The following is a 16,499-nucleotide window of genomic DNA, read 5'->3' as shown; positions in this document are numbered from 1 at the left end:
AGATATTTGCAAAGCCTTTTCCCTTGCAATAAAGCAAGAAAAAGTTATTTTTCAATATAATAAAAGGAGGTGAAAGAAAGTTTGTTTTACAGACTTATTTTTATGAGTAACAGCAAGGAGAAAAGGAGGTAAAGATGAAGTGTTTCGCTCTCGCAGTGCTTTTTGGGGCTACTCAGGTTTTTGGAGCCCAATATGTGCTTGTGAAATCCGCATTCTCAGTTACGGGTGGAAAGTCAAGTTCGGCTAACTACTCTATGAAAGATGCGGCAGGCCAATCCGTTATCGGGCAGTCCCGGGCAGCTAACCGTATTGAGCAGGCGGGGTTTTATACCTGTCTAACGCGTCCAAAGGTGGGCGTATCGGATAACCCGCTTATTCCGAAGGTATTCAGTATGGCTCATCCGTGGCCAAATCCGATTACAAATAGCAGTGTGACGATTAGATACGGGATTCCGAAAACAAGTAATGTCAGCATAAAGGTTTACAATCTTGCAGGCAGTGTTGTGCAAACACTGGTTTCCGGGGAACAAATACCGGGAATGTATAATATGTTATGGGACGGGACTAACAAGCAGGGAGAAAAAGTAGCGCAGGGAATTTATTTTGTACGTATGTCTGCTTCTGAATTCAGAGCAACGAAAAAAATGATATTAATGAAGTAAGTCAGGAACACTGATAAGTTAGTCTAATGCCACTGTGTGGCAAAGTCTAACTAAGGAGGGAGAAAATGAGAAAAATATTGAGTACCATTGCGATGTGTATTCCATTATTTGGTGGATTGCAGGCAGCTCAGAGAAATGCGAGTCCTATCCGCGCTGCAACAAATACCGCTCCTATTCGTGTAGAAGAAGAGGCAAAAAGAAATACGAATTCTACACTTACAAACTTACACGAGCTTAATTACCAGGGATGGATAGCTGCTGCAAAAGATACTACAGGAGCAGGTATTACAGGGACAATGGGAATGATTTTCAGGTTATATAGTGAGTCAACGGGAGGAAAGGAATTGTGGAGTGAAACACAAACTAATATCCAGGTAGATAACGGGCTGTTCAATGCAGTGCTTGGAAGCGTCAAGCCTATTCCTACTGATATTTTTACGGGTGCATCATTATGGCTTGAAACACAGGTAGGCGACGATATTCTTACCCCGCGCAAGAAACTAGCCAGCGTGGGTTATGCAATAAAAGCAGAAAAAGCAACACATTCCGATACTGCTGACTTTGCAAGAAGCGTCATTTATCTTGATGGCAAAAGCAAGAATGATTATAAGGCTTTTTGTACGGACGAAGCTGCCCATAATCATTTAGGACAAAGTTGGGAGGCAACTAGTGGCGGTATAGGGTTAGCTAAAACATTGACTGTAAGCACTACGAGCGATATATATTGTGAATATGATGGAGCATACAATAATAATACAGGTACAGGCAATACATACGGAGGGTATCTTGAGGCTGGAGGCTCAGGCACAGGCAATAAATTTGGTTTATATAGTAAGGGAGTAGGTCCTTCAGGGTCGAGTAATAGTGCCAATGGAGCGTATGGTTATGCTATGCATCTGGGTTCAGGCACTGCATATGGAATGACGGGCAGTGCAAATCAAACGAGTACAGGTGATGCAATAGGAGGATATTTTGCCGGATGGGGAAGCGGAGAAGGCGGAAAAAGATATGGTGTATACTGTGAAGCAAACGGTTTCTACAGCTATGATGGATTCGCGGTTTATGGAAGCACTGACCATACAAGCACAGGTAAAGCTTATGGTGGTTATTTTGAAGGAAAAGGCTCAGGGACAGGATATAAATATGGTTTGTATAGCGGAGCTACCGCACCCGCAGGTTCAAGCAATGATGCATACGGAGTTTATGGCTCTGCTCAACACGCAGGCTCGGGCCCGTCATTTGCAATTTATGGTAATGCCAGTAATACAGGTAACGGAAATACATACGGAGGTTATTTTGAGGGGAAAGGCTCAGGAACAGGGGCTAAAGTAGGTGTTAGAAGTATTGCAACTGCACCTGCAGGTTCAAGCAATCCGGCATATGGAGTTTATGGTGGCGCCACTAATGCAGGTTCAGGGGATGAGACAGGAGGATATTTTGAGGCAAATGGCTCAGGAACAGGAACTAGAAGGGGCTCATGGGGTAAGGCAACTTCAACTTCAAGTGCCAGCATAATAGGAAGTGAAGGTGAGGCTACTCATACAGGTGGTTCCGGTTCAGGATCTGTAAGGGGAGTTTACGGTTATGGTTCTCATTCAGGGACAGGCTACGCCGCCGGAGGTTATTTTTCTGCAGAAGGTGCAGGTTCAGGTGATAAATATGGAATATATACAACTACAGGGGGGAGTGGAACCCAATATGGTTTGTATAGCACCTTAAGTCCAAGCACAGGCAGTTCAGGATATGGCGTTTATGGCAGTGTCAGCCATTCAAGCACAGGTGCTTCATATGGAGTTTATGGTAGTTCCAACCAGACAAGTACAGGTGTTTCATATGGTGGTTATTTTGAAGGAAAAGGCTCAGGGACAGGGAATAAAAAAGGTGTATGGGGGTATACAGAAGGTTCCTGTTCGGAAATGATGGGCGTTCATGGAGATGCTATTTCCTCTTATTCGAATGAAGGAGATGTTTACGGAGGATATTTTTACGCGAATGGTTCAGGTAGTTACGATGATAGATATGGAGTATTAGGATGGGCTGCTGGCAACGGAAGTTATAGAAAATATGGTGGGTATTTTCTAGCGACTGGAGACGGGACAATAAAATACGGGGTATACTCTAGCACTGGAGGAAATTTTAAAGGTTCTTCGAGCAATAGTAGCAATTTTGCCGGATATTTTGGGGGAAACGTAGGAATCACAGGAATTTCGGCTGCAGGAAATAATTCATTGCTTATTGACCATCCTCTTGACCCAATGAATAAGACTTTGCGGTACAATTCTGTTGAATCACCCGAAAATCTTTGTTTATATAAGGGGAAAGTAAAATTAAATGCTAACGGTGAAGCAACAGTAGAAATGCCAAATTATTTTGCAGCGCTTACAAAAGAAAATGAAGCAATAGTAACTTTAACACCAATCGGTAAGCCTTTCCAGGTAGGATATGAATGGCAATCCGGTAATACAAAATTTACTGTTTACGGCGAGGCTAACAAAGAAATTTCCTATACTGTTCTTGCGGATAGAGATGACCCAGTAATAAAAGAATTACGGAAACCAGTAGAAGAGTATAAGGGGAAAGACAAGACTTGCGAAAAGGGCGAACTACTTTATCCGAGAGCTTATAGTTATTCAGAGACACTAGGAAAAGATTACAAGATTCAGCAAGAGCAACTGAAACATAATAAGAAGGAAAAAATCAAACAGATTAGTTTAGATTAAGCGAATTATGTAGGGGCGGAAAATCCGCCCCTACATAATAATTCTTAAAAGAATTGTGGCGAAAAAAGAACAGAATAAAAATCCTTTTATTCTTGTTTATCTAAATATACAAATTAAATTTAATTTTAAGCATAAAGATGTCTTGACATTTCTCATCGATATTTTAATATGAATAAAATCTCTTCATTTTTGTTAAAAATATATTATAAATAAAAATTACTAATATATATAATCTGAATTTATTATAATTGTAGAGATACGGTATGTGATATTCGTATCAACTTGCTTCGTATTTGCAAGATAGGAGGTAAGATGAAAAAAATTTTTAGCATAACTGTAATAACCCAATTTATTATATCTTTGCCTGTAATCGCAAGCACAAATGCAGACATGGCTATCAGCACAAATACAGTATGGAATAAGGCAGGTAGTCCGTATATTATTACGGAAAATGTTCTAGTAGATACTTCCGCAACACTTACTATTGAGCCAGGAGTTGAAGTAAAACTTAATAGTGGAAAGTGCATACTGGTAAAAGGAGTTTTGAATGCAATCGGTACACCAAGTGATTCGATTATAATATCCGCACAAAACACCACACAGCGATGGCAGAGACTATGGTTTCAATCAACTTCAAGATGTAGTTTGAAATACTGCAGAATTGAGTATGCCGGTAGTTCAGCTATATACAATGAAGGTAGTAATTCGCTCTACATTGGATATAATACAATATCTAATAATTCGGCTTCTTATGGTGGGGGAATCTATAATTATTCTGGCAGAGCTACAATAACTAACAACACAATATCTAACAACTCAGCTTCTTATGGCTATGGAGCTGGTAGTGGCGTCTGTAATTATGGCAAAGCTACAATAACGAACAACATAATATCTAATAACTCAACTACTTGTTATGGTGGCGGTATCTTTAATTATGACTCGGCAATAATAAACAACAACACAATATCTAACAACTTAGCTAATTATTATGGTGGGGGTATCTTTAATTCTGGGACAGCTACAATAACAAATAACACAATATCTAACAACTCCGCTTCTTCTGGTTATGGTGGTGGTGGCGGTGTCTGTAATTTTGGTACAGCTACAATAATTAACAACACACTATCTAATAACTCGGCTTATTATGGCGGGGGGAGTGTATATAATTATGGCAAAAAAGCCACAATTAAATATAACGCTATAATAGATATTACTACTTCTGCAATCTACAATAACGGGGGGATTCTTTTCGTTCGTACAAACAATATTTCTTCTACTGGCTACGCTGTATATAACAATGACACTCTGAATATTGATGCAAAATATAATTACTGGAACACTACAAGTTCAAGTATAATTGATACAAAAATTTATGATTATTATGATTCTAATTTTTATGGTATAGCTTTTTATCGTCCATTCCTTTCTGCTCCGTTCAGCGATACGATTGCCCCTCCGGCACCAATCAACCTCACTGCTAATAAATTAGGCAGTGATTCTACTTTTGAAATCAACTGGATTAACCCTACTGACCCAAGTGGTATTTCAGAATATTACTATAAGATCGGTTCCGCCAAGGTAGGTTCTGCACCGACTTCTGACTTTGATACCACCAGCGCATTCCATTACCCGCCGGATACAATTACTCTGGCGGCAAACGAGTCTTTGTTTGTCTGGTTAGTGGATAGTAGCGGAAATGTAAATTACAAAAATAGGGCATCTTTACGCCTTGTAGAAATAGAAGAAACAACTCACAATTCAAAATTCACAACTCAAATTTCAATAACCCCAAACCCTTCTATGGAAGATGTTGTGATTAAGTATGGCTTACCTGAAAAATTAAATGTAGCTTTAAGTCTTTACAATATATCAGGCAGGTTGGTTAAAACTTTTTACTCCGGCAGTCAAGAAAAAGGCTACCACACAGTTAATATAAGAGAGGATGAAGTTGCCAAAGGAGTTTATTTCCTGAAATTCCAAGCAGATAATTATACAGAAACGAAAAAATTAGTGCTAATGAAATAACACATATAGAAAAAGGATTTTTATTATAGCAAGTTTACACAAACACACATTATTCAAACTGCGAATAGCATAATATCTGTTCAGTTGCTAATTTACAACAACCTAACTTTTATCCCAGAACTTAGACAGGGATTGTAAAAATCAACACCCCCTATTTTTTTTAATTACCACTGTCCGCTAACGCTTCGAAAAATTCCCCACATAGATATTTGCAAATAAATATAGATAAATGTCCATAAATATAGATATTTGCACATGAAATTTTATTGACAGATAGGGGGAATAAACTCAAATTCTTAATATAATATTTTATTTAATCATTGATTTATAGAATGATTTTATTAATTAGAACTTTTTTGAAAAGTAAATTGCTCTTTTTAGGGCAAAGGAGGTGGAGATGAGATTATTGAAGCAAGTAGTTGTAATAGTGGGAATGTTGGGGTTTATGGTTGGAGATAGTTTTGGAGTATGGCCATTTAATGCGGCGGGAAACACTTTTCTTTGTTCGCCAGCAGTGAGTGATTTAACAAACGTAGGACCTGGTTCAGAAATCGTTATAGGTAATTCAAATTCTTTTATTTATTGTCTTAGTAGTACAGGTACATTACTGTATGCATTCGGGGAACCTAATGGCAATGAGCCTCTTCATCCAGTAATAGCAGATATAAACAATGATAATGTTCCGGAAGTTTTATTTAACAGTTCTGGCAATACTACTAACGCAGGAATTTATTGTCTAGATAATACTTTAGCACAATTAGGGAATTCAATCCCGACTGGACAAAATTATGCACGGGGGGGATTAACGGTTGCTTATGTAAGTAACGGCGATATTTTCCCAAAAGTTTTAGCAGGAGGAAATAATGGGTTGCATTGTGCTTCTTGGGATGGCACTAACAGCTTGCAACAAGATTGGGTATTTCCAACTACCACACATGCAACATCTCCTGCAGTTGCAGATATTGATGAAGATGGAGACATGGAAATAATATTTGGGAGTGGTCGTACGGTATATTGTCTCAATGGTTCTGGAGGTCAGAAACATACGTGGATGGCAGTTTTACCGACTCCTATGATGGGAGCTGTAGCAATAGCTGACGTTGATGGTGACTTAAAACCTGAAATTTTAGTGTCAGATGGTGTACATGGTGGAGATGAAAATGTATTATATTGTCTTGAATGGAATACAGGACTATCAAGCTTACGAGAAAGATGGAGGTTTATACATACCCCCTCAGGCACAAATTCTGCGGAAACCATGTCTATGGTGGCTATTGCCGACTTAAATGAAGCAGATGATCAAAGTAAACCTGAAATTGTAGTATTTTCAAATACAAGTTTTGATAATATGGAAGATATGCTCTTTGTTCTTCGGGATAACGGACCTTCTGTTCAACCAACTATATATCGTCAAGTAAATGTAATTGATGGAACGACTGGTTCGGCCCCTGCTCCTGTTATTTGCGATATTGATAAAGATGGCATAAAGGAGATAATATGGGAAGGGACTAATGCTTTATATGCCTATGATGTTATAAGGGGAGGCACTGGGGGGATGGATATCATTGATAATACTTTCACATCTCGAACTGGATGGGAACATCCTGCTGTAGCTGATATAAATAATGATGGACATGCAGAGATAGTGGCAATTTCTAACAATACAGGAGTTGATATACTAACTTCGTCAAGTTGGGCATCTTGTAGAGATCAATTCTCCTGCTATAGTTACCACATATCCAATATTAATAATGACCTTGGTGTACCAAAACTTGAGCCTAAATCATGGGAATATCACAATACCTGGCTTACGCAAGTTTCATTTGATACTTTATCCAGATATGGTTGGTTTGACCAACAGGCACCTATTAATACGAACCAAATTGTAAGGTCTGTTAATGGACACTGGGCAGTAGGAGATAACGGATTGGTGCTTGGAAGGAATACGGATTTTTCATGGTCTGACAAATCATCCTCTTTAAGTTCTGCTGGTATCAATCCAGCTGATTGGGATTTCCAAGGAGTGTGTGAAATACCTAATTCTCCAAATAACACCATATTTATCGTCGGAGTAAATAAACAAGTAAGTGTGAATGAAGCGTATGGAGCTATTTCTTCCCAACCTAGAGGAATTATATTGCGAAGTTTGAATGGTGGCTCCTCATGGGATTGTATAAACTCAACATCCCTTGTGTCTTCATCGATTCCATACAATCTTACATTTTTCTGTGTAGATTTCGCAGATGTAAATAATGGATATATAGGGGCTTCTGAAGGGTATGTTTTAAAAACAAACAACGGAAGTAATTTAGGAGGAGCTACGTGGGCAGCAGTACAACAACCTGTCCCTTATGCAATAAATGGGGATATAAAAACCCTTTCCGACTGTGTCAGAAGCATATGGGTTGACAAAGCTAATTATCAGTATGTTTGGGTAACTATGGACAATCAAGGAAGAGATGAGACAATGACAACGAAAAATACCGGCATTGCCCGAACAACAGATGGAGGAGCGACTTGGAATAGAATGGATGCAACAAATGCATGGACACTTTTTGAGAATGAAGAGCCTTCTCATCCGGATGGATGGAGTGTCGCTGACTGGGATTTTGGGAACGGAACTCCTGTAGAATGGTATGATGTAAGGCATGCAAACTTCGGAATTTCAGGGAAAGAAAATGACCCTGCTACTTCTTGGATAGGAATATCTACGGGAAGCGTAGGAAAATACAGTTCTCCATCATGGGCTAAAGAAAATATAGATGAAATTATTTCAGGAAGAGCAATGTTCCCGACATGGATTATGAATGTTTGGCATGAAAATCTGGGGATAGAGGGAAGACGATTTTATGTCGGAACATCCGATGTTATTTATAATGCTGAAGGTCCAACTCGGGAATATTTTCTGAAGAATGATGACCTTTATAGCATATATTGTAAAGGAAATATAGGTTGGATGTCCTGGGCTGGAGGGAGACACCCGGTTCCTGCCGGATCTTACGAGACAGGAACACTTCTTGGTAGATACTACGCTCCTTCCTTAGGAAAGGTCTTTGTTTTCAGTGACGATCAAAAAGTCAGAATAAGTTGGATTACTGAAAAAGAATCTTGGTTGGATATAAGTAGTGGTGCAAGTGATATTATAGACCATTATGAAGTGTGGCGCAGCGTATGCGAAGAAGGCCCTTACCATTGTTTAACAAATAATATCACTCCATCAAATGCTGAACCTAACTATAATTATTATACCTATTTGGACGATAAGGTAATTTGGGATACACCTTACTACTATAAAATTAAAATCGTTTGGAAAGACAACTCAGTATCACTATTAAGAAGGCCAGTACTTGAAACGCGTGCGTTTAAAGCTACTCCCTATAATCTTCCCTGGGTATCTGTTCCTGCCCCAAACGTACCGATGTTTTTAGTTGCATTAGGTGAGCATGGGGAAGAAAGTAAAGATGTTTTAACATGGCAAACTACAGCAAGCATGAAATATTGGATTTATCGTTCAGAGATAAGTCAAAATGGCCCATTTGAATATATTGATGAACTCTCTGGGACAGGAGGATCGGTATATTATAAAGATAAGACAGGTGAAATTGGAAGGACTTATTTTTATAGAATTCGTGCGGTTGACGATAATAATCCTTCTGATCTCTGTGACGATATGCCTTCGGATTTTTCCAATTATAACACAACTCTAGCTGTAAATAATGCCATTCCTCCTCGAGTAACAAACCTTAAAGGGCAATCCCAAACTCTTACATCTCCGAATCAAAAAATTTACCGTCTTGTATGGGATCCGATACCATTCACTGGGGCAAGTTCTTCTGCTTACGAACCCTATCTTGGTGGCTATTGGGTTTGTCCTATAGGAAGAATGGTGGGACAAAAAGCAACTGCAAATTATTATCTTCAATCATTCGCTCCAATTCAAAGGACATGGTATGAATATTTAGAAAAAAATCCTTTCCATCAGGACATTACTTTCTTTGTCTGTGCAATGCATAGGTCAGGACAAATGGGACCATGGAGTCTTAAAAAAACTGTTTCTAAATATAAAAAGTTGTATTATGCAGATTGTACAAATGGCAGTGATATGAACCCAGGCACTGAGGGACAACCTTTTGCAACTATTCAAAAAGCTGCTAGTGTATTAAAAGCCGACGAAGCAGTTGCCGTCAGAGAAGGCGTATACCACGAAACAATAACACCTTATAATTCAGGTTATCCTGATAGTGGTATTATTGCATATATTGCAGTTCCGGGAGAAAGAGTAGTAATTACTGGTGACAATTCTCGAGACTATGGATTTAATGTAAATGGAAAATCTTATATTTCTATCTGTGGTTTTGAAATAAAAGACTGTAATGAAGCAGGGATATTGTACTCAAATGCTCCTCATGGAGAATTATGGGGAAACACAATACATCACAATGAAACAGGTATAAAAGCAGAAAATTCTTCCCTAATGGGAAGAGAGAATACAATAATAGCTAATGACATCGGGGTATCCACTAATTCAGCTATAGGGTTCAACTTTGGGAACATAAATTGTCAAAGCGCAGAGTATACTCCGGGAAATAATAGCATCTATAGCAACGCAACATGGAACTTTTTAAATCAAGCTGGAGACAATATATTAACTCAAAATAACTACTGGGGAATTAATGACTCGGCTACTATAGCAAGTACTGTTTCAGGTCCTATTACTTTTATGCCGATAAAAACTATTCTACCTCTTGATTGGAAAGTGCAAGTCAAAGCCACGGCAAGTTTCGGTAATGATACTTCTAATTATGCAGGCGTAATTGGAGAAGCTTCCGACAGCTGTGATGAAGGATATGATATTCCAAAATATTCCATTCCACCTTCTAATTATGTATATCTTTATTTCCCGCATTCCGAATGGAATCATCCATTGGGAGATAAATTCTGTCAGGATGTCAGGAAAACACTTGACCTTACGGATTCCACAATGGTATGGAATTTTGAAGTCAATACGGATAAATCAAACGAAAATATAACACTTAACATTTTACCGTCCGATGTGCCTTCGGGATACGGCATATATTTGCTTGATCTTGGAAATGGGGCTACACAGAACTTACGTACTAATCCGAACTATGTTTATAACTCCGGAGCAGGCGGAGTGCGTCACTTCCAGTTAAGTGTAGGACTTGGCGGAACGAATCATGGCGGAGCTGACTGGGTTTGGACGACCGACAGCACAAGACTCGTTTCAGGCAGACATTACAATATCGGTTTATTTAAGATAAATTCAGGTGCTACGATGAATAGTGTTGCATTCAATGGCACTGACTCTACTACCGGTATCATAGACGTAGAAGCTCAAACAATGCAACTATTAGGCACTTTAAGCTCTACAGGCAAAGGGAATCCAAAAGCCAGCGGACCGGGAAAAGGCTCAAATGGTACAAATGGCGCGGGAGCAGGCGGTGGAGCATGCTGTGGGCAAGGCGGTTTAGGAGAAACGGAAATATCGGGTGGAGTTGCTTATTCAGATACTCTTTCTCCAATGTCTTACCTTGGCTGTGGTGGTGGAAATGGCAGCTCTTATTCGGCTTGGGGTGGAGCAGGTGGAGGAAGAATTAAACTCTCAACAGCCACATTAACACTTTCAGGAAAAATAGAATCGAATGGAACAGACGGAGAAGCAGGTGGCTCATCTTATGCCGGTGGTGGCGGTGGAGCAGGGTCAATTTATATAATCTGTGATTCTATTTCTGGAAGCGGAATCGCGGAAACAAATGGAGGAGATGGCGCATATAGAAGCACAGCCCAAGGTGGCGGTGGTGGCGCAGGTTATTTAAGAATTAATTACAGAAATTCATCTTTTAGCGGAAAGTTATTAGCAAACGGAGGAGTTGGAGCAGGATCAATATATCCTGATAGAGCACAAGATGGACAGAGCGGGATAATAAAAGTAGTTCAATCCAATGGAAGCGTGGAATTGCTTGTTTCTCCGGTTAATACGATAATAGGTTCACATGACAGGCTTTCATTTGTTAATGGAGCGAATTTCAGTAATGTGAAATTCCAGCTTGATTCCGGAGATTCCCTATTAGGCAATGCTTCTATTACGGCAAATGAGATAACTGTCAGTTCAGGAGCAGTAATAAGTGCAGATAAAAAAGGTTACTTAACATCAAACGGAACCGGCAAGGGCACAAACGGCGTAAATGGAGCGGGTGCCGGCGGAGCTGGGTATGGAAATACAGGTGGAAACGGAGAAAGCGGAATATCAGGTGGAGTTGCTTATGGTGAAGCAGATTCTCTTAATCCTACATCTCTTGGTTCAGGCGGAGGCTTTGGGGATAACTATACAGTAGCCCCGGGAGGTTCCGGTGGAGGAAGATTAAAACTTTCAGCAAATGTGATAACGATTGATGGAATAGTTTCAGCAAATGGAGAAGCTGGATATAAATATTCAAGCGGGTATGCAGGTGGTGCTGGAAGCGGTGGCTCAATTTTTATAAGCTGTGATTCATTAAAAGGAGAAGGAAACATAGAGGCAAATGGAAATGACGGAGCAAATAATACACAGGCAGACGGTGGTGGCTCGGCTGGTGGAAGAATTGCGCTTATAAGAAATGTAGAGACTTTTACGGGAAATGTTTTGGTAACTCATGGGGTAGGCCCCGATAATGCTACAGATGGTGGAGATGGAAAGATTTGCAGAGGCGAACTTGGAAGCGGCGGACCACAAGGAACTATCTCTAAACCGCTTGTTTTCAAACTCTATCAGAATTATCCAAATCCATTTAGGAACAAAACGACGATTCAATATTCACTACCGAAAACAAGCAAAGTATCTTTGAAACTCTACGACCTTACAGGACGATGCGTAAAAACTCTTGTAGAAGGAGAAAGATTGCCCGGCTATTACAAAGAAACGCTTGAATCAAAGAACTATCCAACGGGTATTTACTTTGCGAAATTCAATGCTGGTGAATACAAAGAGACAAAGAAATTGATTTTGATGAAGTAGGAAGCAAATAAGTCAACTGAAGCCCTCCCCAACGATGAGGAGGGCTTCTTAATTTTAAAAATAATTTGTTTATTTTTCGGATTTTTTGAGAAATAAGTTGCAAAAAGGTAGATTTTAAAGTATATATAATTATATAAGAGCAAAATATATGAAATTTTTTATAGGTATTTTATTAGGAAATATTGTTTTTTTATCCCCCATATATCCTTTGGAACTGCACAATCTGGAACTGCTGCAGACAATAACAGAATTGGATTCCACTATAGTAGGCAGTAGTTTTGGATGTGGACTTTCTTCCGGAGATATAAATGGAGATGGATACAGTGATATTTTTGTAGGGGGAAGAATGTATAGTACCATAGACACAAATATTGTTATCCAATATTATGTATGCGGTTATTATGGGGGACAGTCTATGGATTCAATCCCGGATATAATTTTCTTAGGCCCATATGATCCCGGAGAGTCCTTTGGACATGATATAGAGATAGGAGATTATAATGGGGATGGGTATGATGACATAGCAATAGGGGGAGGAGAAGTTTGGGTATACTTAGGTGGAGTTTCTCCCGATACAATATGTGATTTCAAACTATTCGGACGCAATGAAGGGAAATTACCGCCACAAATGGGAGATTTGAATAATGATGGGTATGATGACATAATAATTGGAAATCCAAGTTTAGGCCCGGCAGGAGGAAGAGTAGATATATATTTCGGCAATTCTTCCTGTGATACAAACCAGCATATCACTTTAAATGGAGAAGCTAGTTTGGGGTGGTCTTTATCAAGTGGATACGATGTAAATAATGATGGGTATGAAGATTTATTAGTATCCGATTTAAATTATGGTAGTATGAGAGGAAAGGCATACATTTATTATGGTGGCAATTCTATGGATACTATTCCCGATGTTGAAATGTTAGGAAACGGAGGAGATTTTGGAGAAGATGTCGCATTATTACCTGATTTAAATAGCGATGGATTTGATGATGCTTGTATCGGAATTCCTTTTGCATACGATACAGTTCTTGCATATTGGGGTGGGAATCCAATGAATAACAAAAAAGATATAATTTTTGCAGGGGATGCATTCCCTTATCCCTTAGGAACTTATTATGGATATACCATTGCGGGTATAGAAAATGTTCTTTCATCTGGAGAAAAAGCTTTAGTTATCGGAAGTTGTCATTATCCTGCTGGTTGTTATAATGCAAAAGGCAAAATTTATGTATATTTAGGAGGAATTTCCGTTGATACTATAACAGAAGCTTATGCAATAGGGACAGATAGTTTACAACAAATAGGCTGGACTGTCGCAAATGCAGGGGATGTAAATGGAGATGGCGCAAATGAGATTATGTTTTCAAACTATGCAAATGATATTTATTATAAACCAAATAAAGTCTGGGTTTGCAAATACACAGGGCCGGGAATAGAGGAGAAATCAAAATCTCAAATCCTAAATCCTAAATTACAAATTTCCCGCAACCCATTTGTACAATCAACCGTTATAAATTATCAATTGCCGACAAAAAGCAAAGTCTCTTTAAGAATCTACGATGCAACTGGCAGAACAATTAAAACTCTTGTCAACGAAGAAAAGGAAGCTGGCAGTTATAATCTAATTCTAAATGCAAAAGGCTTATCCACAGGCGTTTATTTTATGAAATTTACTGCAGGCACTCATAAAGAAACCCAAAAGCTAATTTTGATAAAATAACAAGCCCAAACTTTTCACAAAAATATACTTTTTTACTAGCAACACGTTAACAAATAAAGAGAATGTTAAGCCCCTTTATCAAAAACGCTATCCCCTAAAATACCCCAATATGGAAAAATGTCCATAAATATAGATATTTGCAAATGCTTTTCTCTTGCCAAACAACAAAATGATAAATATGTATAATTTATTATGCTATGAAAAAAGCGAAAAATAAGCAAAGGTTGATACATAACTTATATTATCGGAAGTTGAAAAAACTTAACTAGGGGGATAAGAATGAATGATTATAGCATATCCGAAGACATAGATGTAATATTATCCTATAATTTTACCTTTGGTCCACAATTAGAATATCCTAGAAAAGAAGCTATAGAAAGAATAGTAACAAATTGCTTGTATACTCTCCAAGAAACTTATCCAGAAGGCGCTTCAATAGAAACAATAAGAGAAAAGATGAGAAACGAATGTCCCGTCCAGTTAAGAACTTCACAAGTTTCAAGTAGTATTGAATCTCTTTTAAAAAAAGATATTATATTATCCAATAAACAAAACGGGCGAGATTATTTTTTAATAAAAGAAAAACAAAAAATAAAAACACAAATAAATGAACGGGGAAACATATTAAATAGATGTGTTGAAAAAATAATTACTCGAATTAGAGAACGTTATTCATTAATTACTTCCTCTCAAATAAATACCGTATCAACATTATTTAAAGAATTTATTGTGTTCGTTTTTTCCCAAATTGGGCAACAAAGCGCAAAAATGATGTTAGGTAATTTTTCCAACAAAGATATCTTATATTCATCTCAAATAAATGACAAACTTAATCAAAGACTTTCTTTTTTCAAACTCACTAATCCAGAACTTATATCTGTTATAAAAACTGAATTTTATAATTTTTTTCAAGGCTCAGACCCTGTATATAGTTCTCTTAAATTCTATATGACCCAAAACTTTTACATATTAAAATTATTAGGAATTGACCCTAAATCCAGAGTATTATCCAAAAATGCTTTTAATAATTCTTATATTTATTTAGATTCAAATGTTATTATTACAGGGTTGCTAAGTGAAGCTGAAATGTCCCGTTCTTTCCAAGAGTTTTATAAAATATCCCAAGATATAGGAATTTCTCTTTATGTTTCGGAAGTTACTAAAAAAGAAATTAAAGATGTAATCAAATATCAACGAGGCATTTCAGATACGTATGACAATATTCCAACTACTATGGAAGATCAGATTCACAACGCTTTTTATGAAGTATACAAGAAATCGAAAGAAAAGGATCCAACCTTTACGATTGATAAATTGTTTGAACCTTTTGAAGATTTAGAAAATACGCTAAAGGATAAATTTAAAATTTGTATTGAAGACGATATCCTTTATGATACAATTCTAAAAGATAAAGATATAGAAAGGATAAAAAACATACTTCAAAAGAAATCTAAAGAGATAAGAAAAAAAGAAAAAAAAGATGGAACTTTATTGCATGATGCATTTCTTTTTTTACTTATCAAAAACAAACGGGAAGAAAAATCTGAAACGTGGTTTTTAACTTTAGACACCTCTCTGCCCCCAGCAAATAAAATGATTTTTGAAAATGAAGCGAATCCTTCATGTTTTACATTAGACAGTTGGCTACAGTGTATATCTCCCTTTGTACCTGAAAATTCAATAGAAAATTTTTCTTCTGTGTTCAGTGGAGTATTAGGATCAGAGTTTTTTTCATTTGAACAAATTTACGATATAGAAGATTTTAAATTCTGGACAGATATAGAAGTAGATATAAAAAAATGGCCGGAATCAATAATCAGAGAGTATACTCAATTAATTAAAAATGAGATTCGTAAAGGCCGTCCATATAATGAAGAATTAAAAAAAGAATTAACTTATAAGTTATCGAAAAAGTTAAATGGAATAGAAGAACGTTTTTCACAAGAAAAAATTACGAATAATAATGAAGATGAAAAAAAGGCATTGACAGAAAGCGTAACAAAACTAACACAAGCTTTGAAAACAGCGACAATACGTGCAGAAGCATCAGAAAAAAACTTGCAAGAAGAAATCAATAAAATGCCTGATACTGTACAAAAAGAAGTAAAAAAGATTCTAGATAAAAAGCAAGAGGAGAGACGCGTTAGAGTAAAAAATACTATTAACATAATATTGGCATGGGTTTGGACAATATCGGTAATTGCGACATTAATACTATGTTTAAAATATCTTGGTAGTAAAAAAACGTGGAATATTCTTGGACTTATCGTTATTGCTGTTGAAATAGGGACATACTTTTTATGGAAGCCTTTGAAATTTTTATTAAAAAAACCATCAAGATAGTCTTCTCTCAG

General features: G+C 37.5%; 6 protein-coding genes. All 6 read left to right on the top strand.

What is annotated here, in order from left to right:
* Positions 1 to 134: 134 nt before the first annotated feature.
* Positions 135 to 662, top strand: a complete 528-nt coding sequence (locus tag WC614_05545; GenBank protein ID MFA5032467.1) for a FlgD immunoglobulin-like domain containing protein — start codon at positions 135 to 137, stop codon at positions 660 to 662.
* Between the two features lie 65 nt (positions 663 to 727).
* Positions 728 to 3,382: a hypothetical protein gene (locus tag WC614_05540; GenBank protein ID MFA5032466.1), complete on the top strand. Its 2,655-nt coding sequence runs from the start codon at positions 728 to 730 to the stop codon at positions 3,380 to 3,382.
* 312 nt (positions 3,383 to 3,694) lie between these two features.
* Entirely contained in the window at positions 3,695 to 5,407 is a 1,713-nt protein-coding gene (locus tag WC614_05535; protein ID MFA5032465.1) for a T9SS type A sorting domain-containing protein, read from the top strand.
* A gap of 397 nt (positions 5,408 to 5,804) precedes the next feature.
* Positions 5,805 to 12,422 (top strand): FG-GAP-like repeat-containing protein, encoded by a 6,618-nt coding sequence (locus tag WC614_05530; GenBank protein MFA5032464.1) that lies wholly within the window; start codon positions 5,805 to 5,807, stop codon positions 12,420 to 12,422.
* A 148-nt stretch (positions 12,423 to 12,570) separates the two neighbouring features.
* The gene (locus WC614_05525) at positions 12,571 to 14,145 is read left to right on the top strand and encodes a T9SS type A sorting domain-containing protein (GenBank protein MFA5032463.1); all 1,575 of its coding nucleotides are present in this window, start codon (positions 12,571 to 12,573) and stop codon (positions 14,143 to 14,145) included.
* A gap of 279 nt (positions 14,146 to 14,424) precedes the next feature.
* On the top strand, positions 14,425 to 16,488 hold the full coding sequence (locus WC614_05520; GenBank protein MFA5032462.1) for a hypothetical protein: 2,064 nt from the start codon (positions 14,425 to 14,427) through the stop codon (positions 16,486 to 16,488).
* Positions 16,489 to 16,499: the final 11 nt, after the last annotated feature.

Source organism: bacterium, assembly GCA_041649255.1.
GTDB lineage: Bacteria > Hydrothermota > UBA3073 > JACQXS01 > JAQTXJ01 > JAQTXJ01.
The sequence above is the reverse complement of the archived record's forward strand: the minus strand, read 5'-3'. Positions and strand labels throughout refer to the sequence as shown.